This window comes from Pseudarthrobacter sp. SL88 (genome assembly GCF_026672455.1).
In the GTDB taxonomy this organism is placed as follows: Bacteria; Actinomycetota; Actinomycetes; order Actinomycetales; family Micrococcaceae; genus Arthrobacter.
The window spans coordinates 2,151,535-2,177,805 of the sequence record NZ_JAPPRD010000001.1 but is presented as its reverse complement, the minus strand read 5'-3'; the positions used below and the strand labels follow the sequence as shown (position 1 = coordinate 2,177,805).

Below are 26,271 nucleotides of genomic sequence, written 5' to 3'. Positions count from 1 at the left end.
GGATGCAGACCCTCCTCGCCGCCGCTGAACTGGCGCCCACCCTGGTTCCCGCCAGCATCCCGAGCCCCGGCTGGTCGGGCTTCGACATCCCCCTGCCGTGGGGTTCCCTCCGCATCCACGCCTACGCTCTGTGCATCCTGGCCGGCATCATCGCGGGCCTCTGGCTCACGTCCGTCCGCTGGGCGAAGCGAGGAGCTCCGGAAGGCAGCGTCTGGGACATCGTCATCTGGGCCATCCCGTTCGGCATCATCGGTGGCCGGCTCTACCACGTGTTCTCATCGCCGGATGCCTACTTCGGCCCGGGTTTCGATGGCACCGGCGACCTGTCGCTGATTCCGCAGATCCAGCGCGGCGGACTGGGCATCTGGGGTGCCGTGGTGCTCGGAGTTGTCGGTGCCTGGATCGGCTGCCGGCGCAGCGGCGTCAAGCTCTCCGCCTTCCTGGACGCCGCAGCACCGGGTCTGCTGCTCGCACAGGCCCTGGGCCGTTGGGGCAACTGGTTCAACCAGGAACTCTTCGGTGGTCCCACCACCCTGCCCTGGGGACTCCAAATTGACGCGGACAACCCGAACTTCCCCGCCGGCGTCCCGGCGGACACCCTGTTCCACCCCACGTTCCTTTACGAATCGCTGTGGAACATTGCCGGCGTCGTGATCCTGCTCGCCCTGGACCGCCGCTTTGACTTCCGCCGAAGCCGGCTTTTCTGGCTCTACGCGATGTACTACACGCTGGGGCGTGTGTGGATCGAGGCCATGCGCATTGACGACGCCGAGCAGGTTTCGCTGCTCGGGATCACTACGCGGCTGAACGTCTGGACCAGCATCCTGGTCTTCGTTGTGGCGCTGGCGGCCTTCATCCTGCTTGGCCTGAAGAAGCGCACGGAGCCGGACACGGTGTATCTTCCGGGCCGGAAGCCCGCGGACAAAGCGGTGGAAAAGCCCGCGGACGCGGATGCTCCGGGAGGCGTCACACACACAGATGAAGAAGTCCGTGATGCGGACTCTGTTGTCTCAGATAGTGAATCGCGTGATAATCTCCCTGATAACCAAAGCGGTTCCAGGCCTGCTTCCGTCCCCGCGGAGAAGGCCCAGGCAGCACCGGCCGGCGGCAAGCCAGGCACGGACGCAGCGGCTTCCGGACACTCCGGCAGCACGGCCACCGGAACGGCACCGGAAACCGGCAGCACCAAGTAGGGCGCCGGCCAAGGCAGGGCAGCAGAGCCACCGCTCGAAGGGCCCGAAACCACAACGTCGTGGCATGGGGCCGAACTTGGACAGCATAGAGCTGCCGTCCGGTGAGGCCCTGGGCAGGGGCCTGCGTAACTGTTAGTTCAGCAGGCCGGGCTGACCTACAATTTCCAGTAAATAACACTTTGTTGTGCCCATCACAGTGGCGCCGACGAGTGGGGCCAACGGTGTCCCTTCCATACGCACGATCAGGAGGAAGGACGTCTCCCATGACCCAAACTCTTCAAACTCCCAGCTGGTCCGAACCGGATCAGCCCGAGGCCGCCATGTCGCCGTTTAAGCGGTTCGCGGCCCTGCCGGAGGCCGCCGGGCTGTACAACCCGGAGCAGGAGAAGGATGCCTGCGGTCTTGCGATTATCGCCACCCTCCGCGGCGAGCCCGGGTATGACATCGTCGATGCCGCGCTCACGGCGCTGCGCAACCTCGAGCACCGCGGCGCTGTCGGCGCCGACGAGGGCACCGGTGACGGCGCGGGCCTGCTGATGCAGATCCCGGACGAGTTCTTCCGGGCCGTCACCGAATTCGAACTGCCGGCACCCGGCCAGTACGTCGCCGGCACCGCTTTCCTTCCGGCTGAACAGCGCGAGGCCGACGCCGCCAAGGCCGGTATCGAGGGCCTGGCCGCTGACGAGGGCCTCACCGTCCTCGGCTGGCGCGAAGTGCCGGTGGTCGCCGACCTCGTCGGAGCCATGGCCCGCGCCTGCATGCCGTACTTCTCCCAGCCGTTCTTGGCGTCCGCCACCGGCGAGACCCTGGAGCGCAACGAGCTCGATTCCCGTGCTTGGCGGATCCGCAAGCGCGCCCAGAACAAGTTCGGCGTCTACTTCCCGTCGCTGTCCTCCCGGACCATCGTCTACAAGGGCATGCTCACCACGGCCCAGCTGGAGCCGTTCTACCCGGACCTATCGGACAAGCGCTTCAAGACCAAGCTGGCGATCGTCCACTCGCGGTTCTCCACGAACACGTTCCCGTCCTGGCCGCTCGCGCAGCCGTTCCGGACCATCGCCCACAACGGCGAGATCAACACCGTCAAGGGCAACCGCAACTGGATGCGCGCCCGGCAGTCACAGCTGGCCAACCCGCTGCTCGGTGACTCGCCGGAAGAGCTGTACCCCATCTGCACCCCCGGTGCCTCCGATTCCGCGTCCTTCGACGAGGTGGCCGAGCTGCTGTGGCTTTCGGGCCGTCCCATCACGCACTCGATCATGATGATGATCCCTGAGGCCTGGGAAAACCATGCCACCATGGATCCGGCCCGCCGCGCGTTCTACGAGTACCACTCGCTGCTGATGGAGCCGTGGGATGGCCCCGCTGCAGTGTCGTTCACGGATGGCAACCTGGTGGGTGCCACCCTGGACCGCAATGGCCTGCGCCCCGGGCGTTTCTGGATCACCGAAGACGGCCTGATCGTCTTCGCCTCCGAAGTGGGCGTCATCGACGTCGAGCCTTCCCGCGTGGTCAAGAAGGGCCGCGTGTCCCCGGGCAAGATGTTCCTGGTGGACACCGACGCCGGCCGTATCATCGACGACGAAGAGGTCAAGGCCGAGGTGGCCGCCGCCAACCCGTGGGCTGAGTGGGTCAAGGACAACCTGATCGACCTCAACGAACTGCCCGAGCGCGAGCACGTGGTGCACACGGCCGCGTCCGTGAACATCCGCCAGCGGACCTTCGGCTACACCACCGAGGAACTGAAGATCCTGCTGGGCCCGATGGCCCGCACCGGTGCCGAGCCGCTCGGCGCCATGGGTTCCGACACGCCGGTGGCCGTGCTGTCCAAGCGCCCGCGCCTGCTGTTCGACTACTTCGTCCAGTCGTTCGCGCAGGTCACCAACCCGCCGCTGGACGCCATCCGCGAAGAACTGGTCACCTCCCTGACCTGTGCGATCGGCCCCAACGGCAACCTGCTGGACACCAAGCAGGTCCGCCAGCCCCAGGTCCAGCTGCCGTTCCCGGTGATAAACAACGACCAGCTCGCCAAGATCGCCAACATCGAAAGCCCCGACGGCGACCGCCTGTCCATGAAGGTCCGCGGCCTCTACCGCCCCGAAGGCGGCGAGAACGCGCTCCGCGCCCGCCTCACCGAAATCTGCGAACAGGTTTCCGGTGCGATCAACCGCGGCGTGCAGTACATCGTGCTGTCCGACCGCGACTCCAACGCCCAGTGGGCGCCCATCCCGTCGCTGCTGCTGGTCAGCGCCGTGCACCACCACCTGCTGCGCAGCGCCAACCGCACCAAGACCGCCCTGGTGGTCGAGGCCGGCGACGTCCGCGAGACGCACCACGTTGCAGTCCTGATCGGCTACGGCGCCTCCGCCGTGAACCCGTACCTGGCCATGGAATCCGTGGAGCAGCTCATCGCGGCAGGCGACGTCACCGGCGTGACCCCGCAGGACGGTGTTTACAACCTGATCAAGGGCCTCGGCAAGGGCGTCCTCAAGATCATGTCCAAAATGGGCATCTCCACCGTGGCCTCCTACACCGGTGCGCAGACGTTCGAGGCCCTCGGCCTGGGCCAGGACCTGGTGGACGAATTCTTCGCCGGCACCCACTCCCAGCTCGGCGGCGTCGGCCTCGACGTCATCGCAGCCGAGGTTTCCGCGCGGCACCAGATGGCCTACCCCGAGGGCGGCATCGAGCAGCCGCACCGCCCGCTGCTTGGTGGTGGCGAATACCAGTGGCGCCGCGACGGCGAACCGCACCTGTTCAACCCGGAGACGGTCTTCCGGCTGCAGCACGCCACCCGCGAACGCCGCTACGACATCTTCAAGGCCTACACCAAGGGGGTGGACGACCAGTCCACAAACCTGATGACGCTGCGCGGCCTGCTCAAGTTCAAGGACGGGCGCCCCGCCGTTCCGCTCGAGGAAGTGGAGCCTGTCTCCAGCATCGTCAAGCGGTTCTCCACCGGAGCCATGAGCTACGGCTCCATCTCCAAGGAAGCGCACGAGACCCTGGCCATCGCCATGAACCGGCTGGGCGGCAAGTCCAATACCGGTGAAGGCGGCGAGGACGTGGACCGCCTGCTCGATCCGGAGCGCCGCTCCGCCGTCAAACAAATCGCCTCCGGACGGTTCGGCGTGACCAGCCTCTACCTGACCAACGCCGACGACATCCAGATCAAGATGGCCCAGGGGGCCAAGCCCGGCGAAGGCGGCCAGCTGATGGCGCAGAAGGTCTACCCCTGGGTAGCCCGGACCCGTCACTCAACCCCCGGCGTGGGACTCATCTCGCCGCCCCCGCACCACGACATCTACTCGATCGAGGACCTCGCGCAGCTCATCTACGATGCCAAGCGTGCCAACCCCTCGGCCCGTGTGCACGTGAAGCTCGTCTCGGAAGTGGGGATCGGCACCGTGGCGTCCGGCGTGACCAAGGCGAAGGCCGACGTCGTACTCGTCTCCGGACACGACGGCGGCACCGGCGCCTCGCCGCTGAACTCGCTGAAGCACGCGGGTGTTCCCTGGGAGCTCGGCTTGGCCGAAACCCAGCAGACCCTGATGCTCAACGGGCTGCGCGACCGCGTGGTGGTGCAGGTGGACGGCCAGCTCAAGACTGGCCGCGACGTTGTCATCGCCGCGCTGTTGGGCGGTGAGGAGTTCGGCTTCGCCACTGCTCCGCTGGTGGTGGAAGGCTGCATCATGATGCGCGTCTGCCACCTGGACACTTGCCCGGTGGGCGTTGCCACCCAGAACCCCGAGCTGCGGGCCCGCTTCAGCGGCAAGCCCGAGTTCGTGGTCAACTTCTTCGAGTTCCTGGCCGAGGAAGTCCGTGAGATCCTGGCGGAACTCGGTTTCCGGAGCCTTGAAGAGGCCATCGGACACGCCGAGGTCCTGGACACCCGTGAGGCCATCGACCACTGGAAGGCCGAGGGCCTGGACCTGGATCCGATCCTGCACGGCCTTGAGTTCGACGACGACGCGCCGCTGCGCAATATGACCGGCCAGAACCACGAGCTGGACAAGCACTTCGACCAGCGCCTGATCACCATGGCCACCGAAGCGCTGACGGACCGCAGCCCGGTAAAGATCACCGTGGACGTCATCAACACCGACCGGTCGGTGGGCACGATGCTGGGCCACACGGTCACCAAGGCGTTCGGCACGGATGTGCTGGCCACGGACACGATCGACATCACCCTGAACGGCACTGCCGGCCAGTCGCTGGGCGCCTTCCTGCCGGCAGGCATCACGCTGCGGCTTTTCGGCGATTCCAACGACTACGTGGGCAAGGGCCTCTCCGGCGGCCGGATCATTGTCCGCCCGGACCGTACCAACGTGTTCAAGGCGGAGACCAACGTCATTGCCGGCAACGTCATCGGCTACGGTGCCACCAGTGGTGAGATGTTCCTGCGCGGCCAGGTGGGCGAACGCTTCCTGGTCCGCAACTCCGGTGCCACCGCCGTCGTCGAAGGCATTGGCGACCACGGCTGCGAGTACATGACCGGTGGCCAGACGCTGATCCTGGGCCGCACGGGACGCAACTTCGGTGCCGGCATGTCCGGCGGAACCGCGTATGTCCTTGACCTGCGGACCACCCGCGTCAACAAGCAGGCCCTCGAATCCGGTGAACTGCAGCTGCGCGAACTGGACGCCGAGGACCGCGACATCGTCCACGGGCTGCTGGTGAAGCACATCGAGGAAACCGACTCCCAGCTGGCCGCGCGCCTGTTGGAGAACTTCGATGACACCGTTGCCCGCATTACCAAGGTGCTGCCGCGCGACTACGCGGCCGTGCTGCAAACCCGTCTTGACGCCATCGAAGAGGGCCTTGACCCCGACGGCGAAGAAGTTTGGTCTCGAATCCTGGAGGTGACCGGTGGCTGACCCACGCGGATTTCTGAAAGTACGCCAGCGTGAAACCCAGCCGCGCCGTCCCGTTCCTGTCCGCATCATGGACTGGAAAGAGGTCTACGAGGCCCAGGAGAAGGGCACGCTGAAGGCCCAGGCAGGCCGCTGCATGGACTGCGGCGTTCCGTTCTGCCACCAGGGGTGCCCGCTGGGCAACCTGATTCCTGAATGGAACGACCTCACGTGGCGGGACAAGGGCGAGGAAGCCATCGAGCGCCTGCACGCCACGAACAACTTCCCGGAATGGACCGGCCGGCTTTGCCCTGCCCCCTGCGAAGCGTCCTGTGTGCTGGGCATCAACCAGCCCGCCGTGACCATCAAACAGGTTGAGGTCTCCATCATCGATGAGGCCTTTGACAACGGCTGGGTCAACCCGCTGCCGCCGCACCGGCTCACGGGCAAGACTGTGGCCGTCGTTGGCTCGGGCCCGGCCGGGCTGGCAGCTGCCCAGCAGCTCACCCGCGTGGGCCACACCGTCGCCGTCTACGAACGGGACGACAAGATCGGCGGCCTGCTGCGCTACGGCATCCCCGACTTCAAGATGGAAAAAGAGCAGGTGGACCGCCGGCTCGAGCAGATGAAGGCCGAAGGCACCCGCTTCCGCACGGGTGTTGCTGTTGGTACGGACGTCACCTGGGAGCAGCTGCGCCGCCGGTACGACGCCGTGGTCATCGCCACCGGCGCCACCGTGCCGCGCGACCTGCCCATCCCGGGCCGCGACCTGGACGGCGTGCACTTCGCCATGGATTACCTGGTTCCGGCCAACCGCGCAGTGGCGGGGGAGACCATCGAAAACCAGATCCATGCGCAGGGCAAGCATGTTGTGATCCTGGGCGGCGGCGACACCGGAGCGGACTGCCTCGGCACGGCGCACCGGCACGGCGCTGCATCTGTGACCACGCTGGCCATTGGCAAGCAGCCGCCGGCCGAGCGGGCCGGCCACCAGCCGTGGCCCACGTTCCCCACCCTGTTCGAAGTTGCCAGCGCCCACGAAGAAGGCGGCGAGCGTACCTACCTTGCCTCCACCATCGGGTTCGTTGGAGAAAACGGCAAACTGACCGGCGTCAAGGTTGCCGAAACCGAGTTTGTCGACGGCAAGCGGCTGCCCAAAGCCGGCACCGAGCGGGTTATCCCCGCCGACCTGGTGTTCCTGTCGCTGGGCTTCACCGGCGCAGAGCCTGCAAACATCACCGAACAGGTGAAGGCCGAATTCGACGGCCGCGGGAACGTGTCCCGCGACGGCTACTACATGACGAACACCGAGGGCGTCTTCGTTGCCGGCGACGCCGGACGTGGCCAGTCACTGATCGTCTGGGCGATCGCGGAAGGCCGCGCCGCCGCTGCGGCAGTGGACAAGTACCTGATGGGCAGCACCATCCTGCCGGCGCCGGTTGCCCCGACGGACCGCGCCATCGCTGTCCTTTAGCCGCCGTCCTCCAGCGGTGCATGGAGGGTTCACCTCCTCGACAACTTAACCAATGCAAGTGACCAATAGGGTAGGTATATGAGACGCGCAAAAATTGTGGCGACATTCGGTCCGGCCATCGCCAGCTACGAGAACACCCTCGCGGTGCTGGAAGCCGGCGTTGACGTTGCCCGCATGAACATGAGCCACGGCGACTACACCGTGCACGACAACACCTACGAGAACGTCCGCAAGGCCGCCGCGGACCTGGGCAAGCCGGTTGCCATCATGGCCGACCTGCAGGGTCCCAAGATCCGTCTGGGCCGCTTTGTTGACGGCCCGCACGCCCTGGCCGTCGGTGACATCTTCACCATCACCACCGAAGACGTTCCCGGCACGCAGGAAATCTGCTCCACGACCCTGAAGACCCTGACCGAAGACGTCAGGGTGGGCGACGCCCTCCTGATCGACGACGGCAAGGTGGCGCTGCGTGCCATCGAGGTCGACGACGTGAAGGTCGTTGCCGAGGTGACCGTGGGCGGCATGGTGTCCAACAACAAGGGCATCAACCTTCCGGGTGTGGCCGTCAACGTTCCCGCACTGAGCGAAAAGGACGAGGACGACCTCCGCTGGGCACTGCGCCGCGGCGTGGACCTGGTGGCACTCTCCTTCGTCCGGGACGCCTCTGACATCACCCGCGTCCACGAGATCATGGACGAGGAAGGCCGCCGCGCACCGGTCATCGCCAAGATCGAAAAGCCGCAGGCCGTGGACCAGTTGCCGGAAATCGTCGACGCGTTCGATGCCATCATGGTGGCCCGTGGCGACCTTGGTGTGGAACTTCCGCTGGAGGAAGTTCCGATCGTGCAGAAGCGTGCCATCGAACTGGCCCGCCGCTGGGCCAAGCCGGTCATCGTGGCCACGCAGGTGCTCGAGTCCATGATCGACAACCCGCGGCCCACCCGCGCCGAGGCATCCGACTGCGCCAACGCCGTGCTCGATGGTGCCGACGCCGTCATGCTGTCCGGTGAGACCAGCGTGGGCAAGTATCCGATTGAAACGGTCAAGACCATGGCGCGGATCATCGAGTCCACCGAGGTCCACGGCCTGGAGCGCGTTCCCCCGCTGGGGACCAAGCCCAAGACCCGTGGCGGCGCCATCACCCGTGCCGCCGTCGAAATCGCCGACCAGTTGGATGCCAAGTACATCTGTGCGTTCACACAGTCCGGTGACTCGGCCCGCCGCCTGTCCCGCCTGCGTCCCATTAAGCCGGTCTTTGCGTTCACTCCGGTGGAGCAGGTCTGGAACCAGCTGGCCCTGACCTGGGGTATCCAGCCGGTGCTGGTGCAGATGGTGGACCACACCGATGCGATGACCGCGCAGGTGGACCGCAGCCTTTCGGACATGGGACTCGTTGAGGACGGTGACTTGGTGGTCATCGCCGCCGGTTCGCCTCCCGGAAAGGCGGGTTCGACGAACTCCCTGAAGGTGCACAAGGTGGGCGACCTCGCCGACTCCACACGTGCGGGAGAAGTCACCAGCAACAAGGAAAAGCTCGGCCCCTGGCCGGAAAAGAAGAAGAAGGCCTAGCTCTTCTGAACGGAAAAGGACCCCTGCCGGCTGGCAGGGGTCCTTTTCGCTTTGGTGCGGCCCGTCGTCGTAATCGCTCCGGGCCTGGCCCGACTAGTTGACCTGATTGATGATGGTCTCGGGCGACCTCACGCATGCTGAGGCGGCGGTCCATGGACGTCTTCTGGATCCAGCGGAAGGCCTCGGGCTCGGTGAGGCCCATCTTGGTGGTGAGCAGGCTCTTGGCGCGCTCCACGAGCTTGCGGGTGGCGAACTGCTCCTGGAGGTCGGACACCTCGCTTTCGAGGGCCTTGATCTCCTCGTGGCGGGAGAGCGCGATCTCGAGGGCGGGGATGAGGTCCGCGGGAGTGAAGGGCTTGACCACGTAGGCCATGGCGCCGGCGTCGCGGGCGCGCTCAACCAGTTCCTTCTGGCTGAAGGCGGTCAGCAGTACCACCGGGGCAATGCGTGCCTTGACGATCTTCTCCGCAGCGGAAATTCCGTCCATGACGGGCATCTTGACGTCCATCAGGACCAGGTCCGGCTTGAGTTCCTCGGCCAGCTGCACGGCCTTTTCGCCGTTGTCCGCCTCGCCGATAACGTCGTAGCCTTCGCCGCGCAGGATCTCGATGATGTCGAGGCGGATGAGGGTTTCATCCTCAGCCACAATGACGCGGCGCGCCGGCTGGGATGTGGATTTGGACTCCGTCTGTTCAGTCACGGGATCTCCTTGGAGGGGTACGGCGGGACATCACTATCTTAGGTGCCACCGCGGTTGTTACTTGGACTGCATGGTCTGGTGCGGCAGCGGCGGCGCGATTCTGGACTTCAGCCTATCTGCATGTAGAGTAATTCCGCGTACGTGAAGCGATCGCGTTGCTCACAATCAGCTGTGGGCGTACCCGCTGGACTTCACGTATTCCGCGCCCGAGTGGCGGAATTGGCAGACGCGCCGCACTCAAAATGCGGTATCGAAAGGTGTGTGGGTTCGAGTCCCACCTCGGGCACAGTGTTTCCGCAGGTCAGAGGCCTTTTGTCTTTTTACTGTTGACAAAGCTTGACAAATGGAGACTTGCGGCGTGTAAGTCGCTAATGCATCGGCCAACGCCAGATACGTTAGGCGCCGCTTCAGCTGCCGGGGAAGCGACCCCAACTAGTGCGCAGCGCCAGGCAACGCTCCGGGTTGAGTTGAGTCAATCGTTGAAGTGGTTTACATCGCAGCCGGTTTGCTGGAGGAGCAGCAAGGTTGGCGTAGGACCTATCTCGTAAGAGAGTCATGGTCACAGGACTGGTGGCAGCACCTTGGAAGTCGTAGCGGATGTTGTTCAGCCGTAGTCCGACAGGCGCGCATCGCTAACTAATCCTCCAGAGTGTCATTGGTTGATTTTGGGAGGCCCCGCGCGTATCTACCTTGCTGCCAGCTTGGCCCACCGCTCGTCCGCTTGGCCGTAGGAAACTGTGGGAGCCACTCCGAATTTGAGCGGCAATCGGGCTGGGTATTGCATAGGAACCAGGGACGCGAGCGAAGCTTTCCGCTTGGTCGCGGAAGGCCTGACAACAATCCCGCTATGGATGCTGGACTCAGGAAGGCGCATGGGGCCTCTCTACATGGGGGCGGACCTGGTTCATCGATGCGCGCCGTTCTCGGACACCGGGCTACTTGTCTGGCAAGCTACAGGGGGCGACAGCCGCATGAGCTGTCCAACACGTCGGCCTTCGAGAGGATCGAGGAAACAAGTCTTGGCGTCGACAACCGGAATTCGTCTCCGCGATATTCGAGAACACGAAGGAACGCAGGCTCGTGCCTGGGAAGAATTGGTCTATCAGCTGCGTCCACCGGTTCGGGATGGCCATATCGAGACGAGGAAGACTCGTGCTCCGGATGGCGGCGTGGAGTGGTACGAAATTTACAGCGATGGCCACCATGAAGGATTCCAGGCCAAATTCAACGAATCACTTGAGGATGCACTCGGTGGAATGCTCGAGTCAGTGAAAGCTGTCGCCGACAAACGGCCTGCCATGACGCGCCTCACCTTCATTGTTCCGTATGACTTCACAGATGCCGCGTCGAGGCGCTCCAAGTCGGATCAACAACGGTGGGAGGACGCGGTAGAGCGTTGGAGGCGTGACGTCAGTGGAGCCGAGCGGCTCGACTTCGACATCATCCGCGCCGGTGACATTGTTTCGGCCTTATCGCGAGCCGAACATGCGGGCCGTCGGGCATATTGGTTTCAGGAGCTAGAGCTCAGCGAGGCATGGTTCAGGCAAAGGTGGGCTGAGGCGGTTAACGTTGCTGGTGATCGCTACACACCGGAAGCTGATTCACCGTCCCGTGTGCAAACTTCCCTCGACGCAGTCAGTGCTACCCCGGCATTCCTGTCGCACGTCAACGTGCTCATTGAACGTGTCCTGGTCACATGCCGTCAGGACCGTGGTCTCTGGGATGAGAGCACCCATCCCGTAAAGACACGTCTGTCTACTCTTGAGACGATGAGAGAACAGTCTGTGGGTGCAGGAACCGAAGGTGAAACCGTCCCGACAGGCTTCATGGATTTTGAATCCCTAAGGACGGCGGCGACGGCCATTCACGACGCTGCCCTAGTCCGCTTCAATGGAATACATACCCATGAACAGCAGGCTCTGGATCAAGTTATCGCATCAACGTCTGCGCTGATCAACTTTGTCGCTGGCCCGGTAGAGCGTCTTTACCGTGCAAAAGCCGTTGCGATTGAAGGCCCGGCGGGTCAAGGAAAAACCCACGCACTTATGAAGCAAGTTGACGCGCTTCTCGAAGCGGGCGTGCCGGCAATTGCCATACTTGGGCAAAGGTTGAAGGAAGGCAATTGGTGGTCGTCGGTAGAATCTGCACTCGGAGGGCTCGCGCATTCAAGTGACGAATTTCTAGATGCACTCGACTCGCTTGCTGAAGCAAAGGCATGTCGAGCCCTAATCGTCGTAGACGCACTGAACGAAGCTCAGGATCCACGGATGTGGCGCAGCGAACTCCCTGCCTTGCTTTCACAAATCGAGGCGCGTCGCCACATTTCGTTAGTCGTCTCATACAGATCGGATTACCGGCAAACAATCTCGCCGCCACAGGGTTTATCGATCGTCCGTCACCCTGGACTTGCCGGATATGAGATGGACGCTTTATCTGCTTACTCCAGGCTCTACAACATTTCGCTTTCACCGAATGCATCATTAGGTCCTTCGTTCAGCAGTCCACTGTTTCTACGAATGTATTGCGCTGTCGTCGCAGGCAACAAAATGGCCTCTGAAGTTCCCCCGACGCGCTCCACGTTGTTTTCAAGTTTCGCGAAGTTGCAGTCGGGACGCGTTCGGGACACATTGCACCTGCCCCCTACCTCGCCCATAGTCGCCGACGCCATTACCCTTGCGGCAGATCTGCTCCTTGAGAACAGCGGCCGTGCCGTACCACGGTCGACCATCGAAGACCGAATTGATGATTTGCTTCCCGGGCGCCCTTGGCCGAACACGCTCTTTCAACAGCTCGTGAGCGAAGGGCTGCTCGAAATCCGACCTGACTATGAAGGCACAGAGTCTGCGGCCTTTCCGTTCCAAGCCTACTCTGAGCACTTACTGGCAAAACGGTTACTGGATCTAGACGCCGCTCGCCGCGGGAAGCTGACCCGGCTGCTGAAACCACAGCGCCGCACGCTCTCGAACCCACTGCGAAAGAGACTGAACAAAGAGAATTGGCTATGGCGAACAATGAGCGTTCTACTTCCAGAAACCTACGGAATAGAACTGATTGACGTGCTGCCGCATAAGACTATGGACGACCTAATGGTTCAAGCAACGCGGGAGAGCCTAACCGACAGAGCGACAGCAGCGTTCAGCCAGCGGACCGTGCGCATGCTCGAGGGGGAGCTGTCCTTATCTGCGGAGGACTGGGTTGACACTGTCCTTGCACTTGCGCCTCAGGAGGGGCATCCTGCAAACGCCGACTGGCTCCACGCACGATTGGTCACCATAGCTTTGCCTGAACGCGACGCTACATGGTCTATTGACAGTTACCAGGCCGATGACACTTCGCCAGCTTTTGCTCGAGTTTCCAAGTGGGCAGACCGGGGAGGGGAGCTGGCAGACTCGGAGCAGGTGCGTTTGGTTTGCACTATGCTCGTGTGGTTTTTAACTTCGCCCAACAGGTTTCTTCGTGACCGCACTAGCAGAAGCCTCGTAGCGCTGCTGGCACAGCATCTTGATCTCGGTGCCTATCTCCTTGACACGGCGCGCGGTATCAATGACCCATATGTCCAGGAACGTGCCCTTACTTGCGTATATGGGGCAGTGATGGTGAGTGGGAGCGATCACAAAGAAGCCGTCGCCCAAATCGTAGGGTCCCTCGAGCAGTGGTCAAACGCTGGTCTGCCCATACACGCCGTGGCCCGGGACTCGGCGCGGGGTCTCATGTCTTATGCCCGGCACCTTGGGTTGGCAGATGACCTTCTAGTTCATCGACTATCGCCGCCGTACGGCGCGCGACCGCCAGAAGAGCCTCCGACTGCTGAAGCCCTCAAAAAAGTGCACGGTTATGTCAAGAACGAGAATGGGGAGTTTGTCGAGTGGCGTGCATACAGCATCCTCAGCTCATGCTTGGACTGGATGGGTGACTTCAACAAGTATGTGGTTAAGTCAGATGTTGGCTTTTTCAGTTGGTACCCGCTGTCCGGGCCCCCACCCTCCGAGAAGTACGGGGATCCCAAAGGAGAGGTTGAGGCAGACTGGGCCGGCAGGTGGATAGCACACCGTGCCATAGGACTAGGCTGGACCGCTGAGAGGTTCGAGTCGTTCGAGCGCAATCATGATTTGCGAAAAGGCCGCGACGCACACAAAGCTGAGCGCTTTGGGAAAAAGTACCAGTGGATCGCGCATCAGGAATTACTCGCCCGGTTGGCCGACAACTTCCACCCCGCTGCTGAGTCGTGGTTCACTTCGCCAGCCACATATGAGGGACCGTGGGTTTGGTATGGCCGCGACTTCGACCCTAGTCTCCCGCCAGCGGACGATGTCGATGGCAGAAGAATCTGCAAGGTTGGATGGACTCATCAGGAGAAGTGGGCAGAGCTTGCATCGCCAGATATGGATTCGTCAACTGATCCAGACCAGTGGGTCGGGCGGACGGAGGACCTTCCTCAAGCCAGTCAGATGTTCTTTCCTACGGACTCAACTGGAGGACAATGGGTAGCTCTTCAACGCTACGCCTCCTGGGACCGAGACAACGCCAAGCGTAGCGGGGTCTACAAGCGGGAACGAGACGTGTTCTTCCTTCAATTCGCATGGCTAACACCAGCCGGTGACGGCAAAAAGCTGCATGACGTCCTCGTCGAGCGCGGACTCAACGGCCGTTGGATGCCCGACGTCAGCCAGCCCTACACTCAATACCTCGGAGAGCAAAGATGGGCGCCGATCGTTCAGACCAGCTCGGCACAACGTGATGAGCAAGACCAACCTGAGCTCCTTCAAGCACTCGGCCTTTCATGTCGACCTGCCGTTGAGCAATACCTCTGGGAGGGCAACATCCTCGACTGCTCGATTGACGAGAGCGTAGATCTGTACGTCCCGACGAATGAACTCCTAGGTGAAGCACAAAGGGCCAGTTTTTCCTCTGAGTGGCGAACCGAAACAGGGCTAGTAGTCAAAGCCGTTCGGATCGATGGCCATCATAGTCAGACCGTACTCGTGGCTGATCGCCGATGGATCGAGAACCGACTTCACGCCCTTCAGGCAGATCTGGTGATCGCAACGCTAAGCGAAAAACATGCTCTCTATGACGGCGACGACGAATTTCAAGATATGGCTTTCTCGGACATCTGGTACTCGACAGTTGTCTCCACCGTTGACTCAACGGAAAGTGAGGGGCCATTTATAAAAGTGCGAGGCCGTGATGTAGGCGACGAGACCGAGGATGTGCAGTCTTGATTCATAACACGAGGAGTGCAGTAAGGAGTTCATCCAGTTTTGTTTCACGAATCGACATGTGAGACAACCTACCGGCGCGTCTCCCGGAGCGCAGTTCGTCGCGGGTACTGATGTTTGATCCCCTATTTGGTTCAAGAGCCACAGCTTGAATCGCAGGATTACTTGCTGTCGGTTGCCTCAGGCTTCATGGTGCGCCACTTCAGCAGGTGCTCCACAGCAAAGTTCGTGCGCTGCGCGGCCGTAGGCATTTCGTGCTCGTCTGTCTCCTCGGCGAGAGTCCGCGGCTCCAAGGGAAGATCCATTAACATCTGCATCGGCACCGTCTCCCTCAATTTCGGGATGACCAACTGCAGATCTGTCGGAAGCGCTTTGGTGTCACCGAGGATACGTGGACAAACCGTGAAGGCCGTTATTACGGCCGTCAGGGTCAACTGTTTCGACTCCAGCGTTTTGCTTGTGGCTTCCTGGAGCTTCGGCAGAGCGCTGAACACCGCCAGGTACTCCCACACTATGAAACGTTCGCTCTCCGGAACGGAGGGATCGGGGTGGGCCCATTGATCGATGAGCCACGAAACTGCTCGTCCTACCCAGGCTGCCTTGACAGCACTAACAAAAGACGGTGTAGGTGGCAGGCTGGCTTCGGCTTCAAGGTGCCCCAACGGACTTTCGCTTTGGACCTGTTGCAATTGCAGGGCGTAGCCGAGCTTCTCGGGACGCTCAAACAGCTGGACCAATTTTTGGACGTCGCCGTCAGACCAATCCTGGACGGCGGGCATTGCCTTTCCCAGCCACTGCGTCTTGAGGTAGACGGGTGCGGAGAAACCTTCAATCGCCGAGAAATGGGCCAAACCGTAGGCGAGATAGTCAACAAGATGCTTGTGTCTCTCTGGTGATCAGTTTCTCTGGAACCTTTCTTGAGCGCTTTGGTCTGCACACCCTCGACCGGATGGTTAAAAGTCCCCGAACACTTGGCGCCGTTGACCAACTCACCGCGGAAGATCCGTTCAAGGTCCTGCCTCACCAGGACGTCCGACACATCGCCAGCGGGCAGGGAGAAATTGAAATATCGCTCAAAGTACTCACGTTCATAGACACGGTGCTTTCCGCCGACCATGGTCCATTGAGGGCTATCGAATGCCCGCGGAAACAGAGATCCCAGGGCTTCTGCCAAGTCTTCGGCTTGTTCTGCTGTGTAGAGCAGTGACCTGAGACGGGCGATCCAGACCTCTTTTGGCAGTCGCTTACCCTGCGGTGCGTAGGCAACATCGGAGGAAGCCAGGTCATCTATCCAGCCTGGGAGTCGGGCATAGAGGTTTGCGTGGAAGACCCGCAGGAAGGTCAGCGCAAAGAAGTCCGCTGCGTCGACGTCTTCACCGGCAAGGGTAAGGAATGTCTGTGCCTGAAGAACGTAACGACGGCAAGCACGTGGCGTCGTAAGGGTTGCCGACATGTGTTCGGCATGGAACGCATCGAACCTCATCTTTGGCGTGGGACCAATCAACCCGAGCGAAGCCGCGGTGACTATGGGCCCCAGAGCGTCCTGCACAATTTTCTGCAGGAAGTGCTGTTGCGGATCGGGCAAGTCCAACGGGTACTGGACAATTTTTTCGAGGTACACGGCAGCTGCGTTATCGTCACCCAAGGCCTGCCCCAAGGTCGAGATCGTGGACTTCCTGTCATAGGACAGCAAGTAATTGACCCGAGGAAAGCGACCGAGCAAGCGAATCGTCTTCATGAGCAGCAGCAATTCCTGTGGCTGTAGCCGGTCAACGTCGTCGACGACAATAAGTACTTTGACGCTGGCTTTTTTGATGGTGTCCCATAAGTCTTTGAAGGCAGTGTCCCAGGAATCATCCGGAATGAGCTCCTCGGCAATCGCTGCCAACTTCTCGCCCACCTCGGGTATGAACTTTAGACCTGGGCCAGTACGTCTGATGAGATTGAAGGACTTCGTTCGAAGGCTTTGACGGGAGCCTTGGGGGAAGGCCGACACGATCGTGCTGTAAAGTTCGGCTTGCAAGCGTTCATCATCAAACGACCACGGATTGAACTTTACGACGGCGATGTCCTTCGTAAGCTTCCGCTGGATGAAGTTGAGCACGGAGGACTTACCGGATCCCCATGGTCCGACCAGACCAAACACCGTGCTGTCATTGCTGTTTGCGAGGTTTTGGATCAGGCCGGAAGCCATTTCAACGAAAGGACCTCGGTCGAGCTTGTCCTTGTTCGGATTTTTGAGCGGTGAGTCCGTCCACGGTTCAATCACACCAGCGATTTTAGGGGCAACAGGCGGCTCCGACCGTTATCAGAACAGATAATGGAAGCCGTGCCGAAAGAGAGAAAGCATCTTCTGCCGGCGCCGACGAGTTCTGGGACTCCCTCGGACGGGCACGCTACGCACATGTTACAGAGCAGGACCGCCCGCCCCAGATGTTCGTTAGCGTTCCGCGGTAAACGAACTGAGGGACACGTCTATCTCCAGATCACATATGACCTCCGTTATGACAGCTCGAAGGACGTCCAGGTGGTCATCGTGCATGTCAACCCGGTTTCCTGATCGTCGCCCATTAGACTGCCCACCATGGCGGACTTTGATAACTCAGGTATCCATGAACTGATGAAGGACGTATCGCGGCGTGCGTTCCTCGCCTGGGCCCACGGCAAGGACTCCCTGGGCTATTACGAGGCGCTCCGGAAAGAAGGCCTCATGGAAGACGAACATGAAGCTGCCTACACAGCGCTGAAAGAGCGGCAGGCAGACCAGGGCAGCATCGTCACCAGCTCAAAGCGCCCGAGTTCCGAAGGCGGCGTCGAGATGCACATCTCGCTTGATTCCAGGGCCTACAAAGAGAGGATGATCAACGAAGCCATCAAGTCCCTCGGCGACCGTAACGGCGACGACCCACAGGACATCGCCGCGGACCTGAAGACAGCCCTCCGCGCCCGCGACCACGGTCTTCCGGATGACTATCTCATCCAGATAGCCGAGCTTCTGGCCGAGGGCGAGGACGTCATTGTGGGCGTCGACAGCGGGCCGATTCAGTAGAGCCGTATCGACGGTTTGGCATGCTGGTATGAAGCGAAGGCGCCCCGGTTGAATGCTGGTGTCGTCTTTCCTCAGCCGGCTGCTCCCGTCGCCTGGTCATCTGGTTCCGCAGTTTCCGCTGGGCATCCCAAAGCTCCTGCCGCAGCTTGGACAGCTCAGCGCGGGTGACAGGGTGGCCTTTCGAGTCGGTGTACTCCTCGCATTGTCGGCTCTTGGGCGGCGCCGATCGGCCCGTAGGCCCAGGTGAAGTACTGGCCCCGGTCGGTTTCACCGGCTGTCGCCCGAAACCGGCGTGACTGGAGGTATATTGAGCAGCGACATGCGGAGGCAGCACAGACGGACGGCGGTGGGGGACTGAATAAGGGGCTCGACTCCGAGTTGCAGCATGTCGCTTACGAAGCGGCTAGGTTAGCCCGGTCCGCTGCCGAACCCGACTATGTAGAGATTCTGGTGCGGGAAGCACTGCGGCTGCGTGAAGAAGCTGCGGCAGCTGCTGCAGTCCCAACAGAAAGGATGGCTCCGCCTCCAGCCCAGCCACGTCCCCAACCAGTTGCAGTGACCTCTACCCAGGAGTACGAGCTCGTCTGGCACGATGTGGCCGCACCGGCCGAGACTGATGGCAAGGTTGAACAGCCAAACGAACTGGACGATACTGGCGGCTTCTGCCCAGGTCCTTCCTGGGCCGGGGACCCGGAGGAATACCAGGAACAGGCTGCACTGACGGCCGTTGCGGCTGGCCTTACAGTCATGCCCTGGTGCTGGGTTGAGACCACCTGCGGCAGCACATCATGCCTGGACGTGAAGCACATGATCTTCCGCAGCCCCCAGCGCCTCCTTTATCCGGCCAGTGTGTGCGTGTACTGCGGTGAATACGCAGACAGCCGTGACCACCTCCTGCCCGTCACTTACACGGGAAAGGCAGTGCGCAGGCACGTACTCACTGTACCTGCGTGTCGGCAGTGCAACTCCTTCATTGGAGATGCTTCGGCCCCCTCCGTCACCGAGCGGCGTGCCATCGCCCACAGCTCCCTGCGTCGCAAACGCTTCCGAGTCCTCCAGTCATTCGACTACACGGACGACGAGTTGGAAGACTTTGGACACAGCATGAGGTCATCAGTCTTGCGGGCTCGAGAAGAGAAGGGCAGGTTGCTCAGGCGCCTCGCATTCCCTGGAGATGACACCTACGACCTTGAGTATCTAGCTCTCTCCGGGATTGACGACCCCTACGCATTAGGCCTGCTCAAAACGGACGACCGGGCTCGCAGCAGGAGACGATGATGAGCAACCAACCACTAAGCCCAGCACATGACCCCTATGCCGTCCTTGACGCCCATCGCCGACGCTGGCACGACCAGGAGGTCTTTCTGGCCGCCCAGCTGCGGATCCTCCGGCAACAGCAATTGGCAAATGTGCTGGCCGTCGCACTGAGCGACCTCCGCTTTGCTGTCCCCGGCGCGGCATCCGTTTCATACCGTATGACTCCGGCAGGAACCGCCGAACTCGGCTGTATTAGCGGGCAGGATGGCAACTACGACATCGAGGACGTCTTTGAAACAGCCGAATCAGCACTAAACGAGGTATTGGACGCCATCGCACAGTTGCCGGAGGGTGACAGGCGCGCGCTCTGTGTCCCTGCGGGAGACGGAACAGAAATTCTCGACATACATCGGATCGTCAGTCGGGCTGCGAACCTCCTGACGCGCAGGAAGCCTGATCCGGAGATGGACCCCCTGACAGTCGATGAGCGGCACGTCCTGGTGGCAGCCGCCTATGAGGGCTATGACGCGTACAGTGCCCGACTGGTGGGTGAGTGGGAGGAGGACGATTGGGAGCTAGGGCCCGTCCGGCAGCAGCAGGACAGGTTGGCCCTTATCCTCGGGTATCGTCTCTAGCCCTAGCTGAGTAGCGAGTGATCTATGCCTTTGCCATCACCCTCGCCAGTTCTCGCTTCCGCCCTCGAAGGGGTCGCGGCCTAAGTAGCAAGTGCTAACAACGCTTGAACCAGTTGGTTAGGCGGCCCAAGTATCGAGCCGCACACGGGATACGTTCATTCGCTGCTGGGGCAGCGCTTCGACACCTTTGACGATATATAGATGAGGCTCCGGCCTGATATCTTCGATCACGTACTGCAGCCCCGCGACCACAGTCGCAGTCTCAAGGGCAAAGCCTCGGATGCCAGGATGCTTCCCCATCCGATGGCAGATCCACTGGAGCCCGTTCCTTCCCCGTGCGATTCGCAGAGGATGGGCGGGCGAATTAGTACTCCATAGAGTTAGGCGTACGGGCTCTTGGCTTTCAGGGGGCTTCACGCGGAGACAGACATCTACTCCACTACTGGTGATTCTGCTGACCGCTTGTGTGCCGGCTGCGCCAGCAGACTACCCCCACGCCACCTCTGCCGACGACCGCTGGAGCGTCGGTGTTAGTTTTCCCGTTCTTGAATCAATGGATTCCTGCGAGGACGATCCAAGCGTATAAGGTGCCGTAATGAGCACCGACATGCCTGCTTCCCGCCTCGGTATACGCCTGGATGCAGGATGATCAAAAATCGATGCAATGCGGGTTGGGGAGTGCATGGATCAAGCGTTAACCAGCGGGGAAATCACGATTTTTTCCCCCAGCATCTGACACACTCCCGCTCAATTGCGGCGCAGAGAGACTTCGAGACATCTAGATGGGGAACCTCAACCGGTGGAACGAATTAAGCATCTGCTGACACACTGGGGCATCCATGTAGCTTTCGGTATCTCCCTCATCGTTGTGGGCTGGACCTACTGGCTGAGCCTTGAAGCCAAACCCGTGGCAGAACCGGGAACCATGCAGCCCACCGAACTGCCGTTGGCGTATGACCTAGCCCTCGCCATCATTGGTGCGTACCTTTTCAATCTGCTGGTGGTGGTACTGCCTGCACAGAAGAAAGCACAATCCCGCTTTCTCGCCCTCAGCCACCCCTTGAGGGTGATAGCCAATAACGGCATGGATCTCATCCGGGACCTTGAATACCTCGCTGAATGCCCTCCGCGCAGGATTAGCGAGGAGCATCTACGGAAAGTTCTCAAGGCAGTCAATGACAACCCGGCAATCAAAGCACATATTGCTGAACGTCTCGGTCAGGCAGAAGCCGCATACGCTGACATCATTCCCTACGCCCAGGACCTGCCCATGGAATTGCAGGTGTGCCTCCAACGTGAGAATCAGAACCCCATGCATGAAGTCTTTCAGCAGTACAGGCAGCCTAATTACCACGAAACAACTACCCTCAACGACCTGAGGAGAATAGGCACCCGAGTCCTCACAGTCAGGAAAGCCGGCGAACCGAGATACAGGAGATCACACCTTGAGGGCTGGGTTACGACCTTCATTGACTATTACCTTGCGACGGAAGCGGTCAGGGGCATGGTGAATAAGTACACCGTGAGAACACGACAGCAACGGCTCACCAATACCACCCCGAAACACGGACCTTACGTGTACACCTTTAGCACGAGGTTCATGAAGCAGGGACCTGAGTATGTTGATTACCCGCCAGCAGCCACCCATGATGACTGCGGTCCTGTAGAACACGCATAGGTGCTTCCCTACCGGCCGGGCAGGTTTGTGTGCCCATAAATTATGGATCCCTTATCAAGACGAGAACGAGAAACTCCTCAGATCCCAAGCTTCTGACTCGGGGTGTTCAGAGGAACCCTCCAAGGCACAGATCCTGCAAAATTCCGACGACAGGCCCGAAGGCTCCGCCGCATAACCCTTGGGAAACGAAACGTCGCAGCGGGCAGACAGTCGTATGACCCGCACCGACACAGGATTTTGCGCGGATCTCGTACACGCGATGGCAAGCGCGATTCTCATAACTATGTTTCATGACCTTGTGGCGAAGCTCGAGTACACATCTCTAGTTATGAGACAGGTGCCCAGTGTGTTGAAAGACGACAGCATTCGAGACACCGCCGCGGCTCTGAAGACCGCGCCTTGGGGACGTCGGTCTCTGGGATAGGGCGAACATGCAGGTGTTGCCTCCGCCTACCTTTCCCTGTTGAAAATGCGAGCGATCGCCTCGTTTATGCGTTGCTGCTCCACAGGATCGACGCGCGTCTCGTAGCCGCCGGAGGGGGCATGTTTCTCGGGGAGGACGACGCGGGGCTGCAGCGGAGGAGCTGCCGAGGGCCTAAGCTCCCTCGCGACTGCTTCCCGGTGCATCGTGAGTTGGTGACGCCGGGCATGCTCGGGCTTGTCACCGAGGTACTCGGTCATCTCTAGTGGTGGTACCAGGGCGCCTGTAGCCGAGATGTTCCACTCCGTCAGGGGCGCGGCCGCATAGTGCGTGGGCGGGCGCAGGTGTTTCTCGGCGGTGGGGTGGCGGTAGCCGCCGCCGTAGTTAACGATGAAGATTCCCAGCGAATCGTGCTCCATATCGAGCACAACGCTCGTCAGGGGCAGGTCCAGAAGCGGATCGGGAACGTCCGGGGACCACAGCCACACATCGTGCACGCCGCCGTTCTGGTACCCGCCATGGCGGCGGTCCCAGTCTTTCCAGTCCAAGGTCTTGCGCTGGATTTCAAAGGCGAGGTGCCGGCCGTCGGCCAGCTCAGCCTTTACGTCGCTGCGCAGCCTGGTACCGGTCACCCAGAACTCTTCCTCGACGGACCAGGGGAGGATGCGGTGCTGGTTTCGTGCCCAGTCCCTGATGAGCTGCTTGCCGCGCAAATGTTCAGCAGTCTCCCCGTGCCGGCCCAGGCCGGCGGGCGCTTCGCCCTGTTTGTGGCGGAAGTGCAGGCGCTTTCCTTTGGCGTCGACGAGGATGACCGGAACGTCGCGGCCGTCCTGCTTGCAGTCGGCGCACACAATGTCCTGGGAGCCCTGGTATCCGTAACGGTCGTAGAACGAGTTGTTCCCGCGGGTCATCTCGGCGGCTGCGACAACGGTGCTGTCTGCGTTGTTGTACGCGACGAGGGGCTCAGAGGGCTCCCAGGTGCGCGGGTACAGCGGACGGATCTCGATCATGGGGACAGTATGCGTCCCGGGGCTGACAAGGTGGCGGGAAGACTCGTCGCAGGACAAGATCCAAAACTGCTGCGTGACTCTGGAGAAGCTTTTACGGGGGGAGACGTGGGGAGTAGCGGCGTTGTATGGAGAGCCGACTGGTAGGGGCCGTTCCGGGATCGACGTGGTCGGAAGCCATGAAGTCGATGCTGGCCTGGAACGGGTTCAATACTGAAATAGGGGGTGTTGACAATGTCAACGCTTCTCGCTTCTTACTGGGGAGGAGCTCGGCCGAACTGCTCCGGATTCCCGATGTTTTCGCCGGTTCCCAGTGTTTGCAAGGGTTGGAATGTAGTTCGAGTCCCACCTCGGGCACAGTGTTTCCCCAGGTCAGACGCCTGTTTCTTGTTTGAGTGTTGACAAAGCTTGACATTTTTTACGTTTGGTGCCGAGGAGCATCGATGCCTCGTCGAGGTGAATTAGCTTGGTGCGCTTGTCGCTCACTCAGGCCTGAAGTTGTCCCGGTCGTGCCGAATCCCGAAACTCCCTGCAAATCACCGTAGGGTCGTCATCGTGATGAGTGAAGGTTTGGTCTACACCAACGCTGCAGATTGGCTGTACAAGGCTATCGACGACGTCGACGGCGATGTAATCCTGGCTAGTCCCTATGTGTCTGCCGAAGTATGCAAGCGGTTGGTCGACGTCTGTAAAAATTCAAATTACGAGTGGCATCTTTTTACATGCTTAGACCCGACGGCGGTAGCGAACGGCTACCTCTCCATCGAAGGCCTGATTCACCTAGAGCAGAACGGTGTCAACGTCAGTCACGTTGAAAGGCTGCACGCGAAAACGTTCCTTGTTGGAAGCCGCGGCTTCCTTGGATCTGCGAACCTCACTGGAGCCGGTCTAGGCAGCTCGAAGGCTGCGAATTTTGAGCTTGGCGTTGAGCTGGGAATGGCGCAGGTGTGCACTGTCGGGAGAACCGTCGGCGTTTGGCCCAGTCGGAGAGTGACGGCGAAAGACCTAGAAAAGCTTCTTTCGCGAGCTCGTCAGCTCACCCATGCAGAGCTACCTACCACTGGCGAATTGGACACGGGCTCGGCTCTGGCCCTCGTGGCCGTTATTCCTTCCCGATGATTACCGTTTCGAAAGAGGCGAAGAGGCAGATCGTTGGCCCCTGGGTAAGTCGAACAATTCCGCGCTTTGTGCCGGATGAATTGCTGGAGCTCAAGGCGAATGAACTCGTTCGGAGCACGGGCGGCCTGCAGAACGGTCACATCAAGTTGAAGTTCGACCAGTTCGCCGATGGTGTTCGTTCCCTTGCAAGGCTCATGACGCTTAAGGGTGGGTGATCGACGTCTGACGCTTCGATGAGTGCATGACCCGTGCGGCATCCCATTATCCTGCTCCAACAACCGGTGCCGCTTCTTCAACTCCCGCATCTCAGCGGACTGCCCCGAATTTCGATGACTCTCGGGGTTGAGTGTTGGGGCGAGCTGGCCACCGACGGGGATACCGCTTGCGGCTTGGATGCACTTCCTCTTCGTTGTGGGCGTCGTCGGCTGCCTCGTCACCGACGGCGTCATCATGGCGCCACTATCTTGAAGTTCTGACGACTCAGCCCCGCCCGTGTTTCCATTGGGTGAATCAGCATGGAAAGATGGAGGAGCGCATGCCTTTGGTCGCTACATTAGCCGGAGAGCGTGTCGTTTCCATCGACCTGACCCAGGACGAGTGGGACTCCCTCAAGAAGCGCTACCGCGCGGGCGAGCCCCTGCTGATGTCGTGCGGCCAGCCGGGATCGGCCAGAGTCTCCTCTCGGGGCCTGAAGTTCTTCGCCCACAAGAAGGCTGCAGACTGCGATATGCACGAGGGCGGGGAAACTGCCGAGCATCTCGAACTGAAATCCCTTCTCGTCAAGGCTGCGAAGGCCGCCGGCTGGGAAGCTGAACTTGAGGTGCCATCGCCACAGCGCGACTGGATCGCCGACGTCATGGTCACCAAAGGGGAGCGCCGGATCGCCTTGGAGGTGCAATGGTCGCGCCAAGGCAGCGAGGACTTCGTTCGCCGCCAGGAACGCTACGAGGCGGACGGTGTCGAAAGCATCTGGTTCGTGGCGCCGAAGAACTCCGACAACGCAGGGACCGTTCCCTCCCACACCATCGGGGGAGCCCCCCGGCGAGTGGCACATTCCCATGCGTACGACGCTGGACCGCTACAGCAGGACTGAACTGCCCTTCGAGGACGCAGTCGTGCACATCCTCCGAGGGGACTACCGCTCCCACAGTGAACCCTACGTCCAGGCGTATTCCATGGACGTTGCCATGACGAAGTGCTGGCGCAAGGCTTGCGGGAAATGGTTCACGCTCTGGCGCCTTGAAGACCTGCAAGTTAAGACGCGCTGCGGCCTGGAAGGAACCATCGAAGGGGTGTACCACCTCGAATCCCGGATGTTCCTGCAGGACCGGATTGAACGCATCATCGCCGACCAGGTCCTGCCGTGGCTTGAGCACGATCAGGTGGATCTTCCCCGCGCGGCGAAGCTGATCACCCGCAAAAGCAAGCCGGCGGAGAAGACCTACCTGGCCTATTGCTGCCCCCACTGCGGGGTCATTTCGGGAGACAACCCGATTGCCTACGGCGGTACGCGCTGGAGGACCTTTGTTGTTCACCGCCGTCTTGCCGTGCCGTTCCGGACGGACGCCCGTGGACCTCTGCATCTGTGCATTGATCGAGGTAAAGGCCAGTGCAGCCAGGAGGTGCCAACGGTTGACAGCCCCGCGTTCCCCGACGGGACTGGCAGCTACTTTGGCTTCAGTTCCGAGCTGCTCGTAGACCGCTTGGATCGGCTCCCACGAAAAGGCGAGAGGTCCACCACCCCCCGGCGGTAGAGCTCCCTGGTCCCGTTCGCCCGCCGGCACCGGGGCGCATTCCGCGGGGGTCACCGCGCAGACACGGCGGCGTGGGCTTTAAGCCCTTCAGCCCCTCGGACGGCTTCAGCGATAAGCGGGGGTGAACTCCGGTGGTCATCGGAGACCTCGAAAAAGTGGATGACGGTGTACGGGCCATTGACGACGACGCCGGGTATCCCTCCCCCAGGTCCCGGACGATCTCCGCCTCGATGCGTTTTACCTCGTGCTGTCCGTCGAACACGACGTAGAACTGCTGCTCAGGTGGGGTCGTCGGCGGTGACGGTCTGGAGCGTGGCTCGGTTACAGGTCTCGAGCTGCTCGA

Annotated in this window: 16 protein-coding genes, 1 tRNA gene and 1 pseudogene; 14 read left to right on the top strand and 4 right to left on the bottom strand. The window is 61.1% G+C overall.

Annotated elements, in window-relative coordinates; genetic code table 11:
- Positions 1-2: 2 nt before the first annotated feature.
- The 4 genes from lgt (at position 3) to pyk (ending at position 9,089) form a co-directional block, all read left to right on the top strand.
- Positions 3-1,193: a prolipoprotein diacylglyceryl transferase gene (lgt, locus tag OVA06_RS09915; RefSeq protein WP_268157974.1), complete on the top strand. Its 1,191-nt coding sequence runs from the start codon at positions 3-5 to the stop codon at positions 1,191-1,193.
- A 263-nt stretch (positions 1,194-1,456) separates the two neighbouring features.
- A complete protein-coding gene (gene gltB / locus OVA06_RS09910; protein ID WP_268157972.1) occupies positions 1,457-6,070 on the top strand; it encodes a glutamate synthase large subunit in 4,614 nt (1,537 codons plus the stop codon).
- A complete protein-coding gene (locus tag OVA06_RS09905; protein ID WP_268157970.1) occupies positions 6,063-7,520 on the top strand; it encodes a glutamate synthase subunit beta in 1,458 nt (485 codons plus the stop codon). The genes gltB and OVA06_RS09905 overlap by 8 nt, the downstream gene beginning before the upstream one ends.
- 78 nt (positions 7,521-7,598) lie before the next feature.
- Entirely contained in the window at positions 7,599-9,089 is a 1,491-nt protein-coding gene (gene pyk / locus OVA06_RS09900) for a pyruvate kinase (protein ID WP_268157968.1), read from the top strand.
- Between the two features lie 93 nt (positions 9,090-9,182).
- Here the strand turns inward: pyk and OVA06_RS09895 are convergent.
- Positions 9,183-9,789 (bottom strand): annotated as a pseudogene (locus tag OVA06_RS09895) (ANTAR domain-containing response regulator).
- 204 nt (positions 9,790-9,993) lie between these two features.
- Between OVA06_RS09895 and OVA06_RS09890 the strand changes: the two are divergent.
- Together OVA06_RS09890 and OVA06_RS09885 are read left to right on the top strand one after the other, a co-directional pair.
- A tRNA-Leu gene (locus tag OVA06_RS09890) sits at positions 9,994-10,075 on the top strand.
- 733 nt (positions 10,076-10,808) lie between these two features.
- Positions 10,809-15,011 (top strand): hypothetical protein, encoded by a 4,203-nt coding sequence (locus OVA06_RS09885; protein WP_268157966.1) that lies wholly within the window; start codon positions 10,809-10,811, stop codon positions 15,009-15,011.
- A 158-nt stretch (positions 15,012-15,169) separates the two neighbouring features.
- Here OVA06_RS09885 and OVA06_RS09880 read toward each other — a convergent pair whose 3' ends face one another.
- Both OVA06_RS09880 and OVA06_RS09875 read right to left on the bottom strand, forming a co-directional pair.
- Positions 15,170-15,520 (bottom strand): hypothetical protein, encoded by a 351-nt coding sequence (locus tag OVA06_RS09880; RefSeq protein ID WP_268157964.1) that lies wholly within the window; start codon positions 15,518-15,520, stop codon positions 15,170-15,172.
- A 74-nt stretch (positions 15,521-15,594) separates the two neighbouring features.
- Positions 15,595-17,277, bottom strand: coding sequence for a KAP family P-loop NTPase fold protein (locus OVA06_RS09875; RefSeq protein ID WP_268157962.1), 1,683 nt, complete (start codon positions 17,275-17,277; stop codon positions 15,595-15,597).
- Between the two features lie 315 nt (positions 17,278-17,592).
- On the opposite strand from OVA06_RS09875, the gene OVA06_RS09870 reads away from it, so the two are divergent.
- The 4 genes from OVA06_RS09870 to OVA06_RS09855 all read left to right on the top strand — a co-directional run bounded on the left by OVA06_RS09870 (position 17,593) and on the right by OVA06_RS09855 (position 21,627).
- Positions 17,593-18,057 (top strand): hypothetical protein, encoded by a 465-nt coding sequence (locus OVA06_RS09870; RefSeq protein ID WP_268157960.1) that lies wholly within the window; start codon positions 17,593-17,595, stop codon positions 18,055-18,057.
- A 555-nt stretch (positions 18,058-18,612) separates the two neighbouring features.
- Entirely contained in the window at positions 18,613-19,335 is a 723-nt protein-coding gene (locus OVA06_RS09865; RefSeq protein WP_268157958.1) for a hypothetical protein, read from the top strand.
- Positions 19,335-19,949, top strand: coding sequence for a hypothetical protein (locus tag OVA06_RS09860; protein WP_268157956.1), 615 nt, complete (start codon positions 19,335-19,337; stop codon positions 19,947-19,949). The genes OVA06_RS09865 and OVA06_RS09860 overlap by 1 nt, the downstream gene beginning before the upstream one ends.
- Positions 19,950-20,748: 799 nt before the next feature.
- Positions 20,749-21,627: a hypothetical protein gene (locus OVA06_RS09855; RefSeq protein WP_268157954.1), complete on the top strand. Its 879-nt coding sequence runs from the start codon at positions 20,749-20,751 to the stop codon at positions 21,625-21,627.
- Between the two features lie 450 nt (positions 21,628-22,077).
- Here OVA06_RS09855 and OVA06_RS09850 read toward each other — a convergent pair whose 3' ends face one another.
- The gene (locus tag OVA06_RS09850; RefSeq protein ID WP_268157952.1) at positions 22,078-23,058 is read right to left on the bottom strand and encodes a competence protein CoiA family protein; all 981 of its coding nucleotides are present in this window, start codon (positions 23,056-23,058) and stop codon (positions 22,078-22,080) included.
- 555 nt (positions 23,059-23,613) lie between these two features.
- On the opposite strand from OVA06_RS09850, the gene OVA06_RS09845 reads away from it, so the two are divergent.
- The 4 genes from OVA06_RS09845 (at position 23,614) to OVA06_RS09830 (ending at position 25,928) form a co-directional block, all read left to right on the top strand.
- Complete coding sequence (locus OVA06_RS09845; protein ID WP_268157950.1) at positions 23,614-24,174, top strand: hypothetical protein; 561 nt, start codon at positions 23,614-23,616, stop codon at positions 24,172-24,174.
- A complete protein-coding gene (locus OVA06_RS09840) occupies positions 24,171-24,389 on the top strand; it encodes a hypothetical protein (RefSeq protein WP_268157948.1) in 219 nt (72 codons plus the stop codon). Before OVA06_RS09845 ends, OVA06_RS09840 begins: the two co-directional genes overlap by 4 nt.
- A gap of 326 nt (positions 24,390-24,715) precedes the next feature.
- Positions 24,716-25,267 (top strand): competence protein CoiA, encoded by a 552-nt coding sequence (locus OVA06_RS09835; RefSeq protein ID WP_268157946.1) that lies wholly within the window; start codon positions 24,716-24,718, stop codon positions 25,265-25,267.
- On the top strand, positions 25,233-25,928 hold the full coding sequence (locus OVA06_RS09830) for a hypothetical protein (RefSeq protein WP_268157944.1): 696 nt from the start codon (positions 25,233-25,235) through the stop codon (positions 25,926-25,928). The genes OVA06_RS09835 and OVA06_RS09830 overlap by 35 nt, the downstream gene beginning before the upstream one ends.
- Positions 25,929-26,271: the final 343 nt, after the last annotated feature.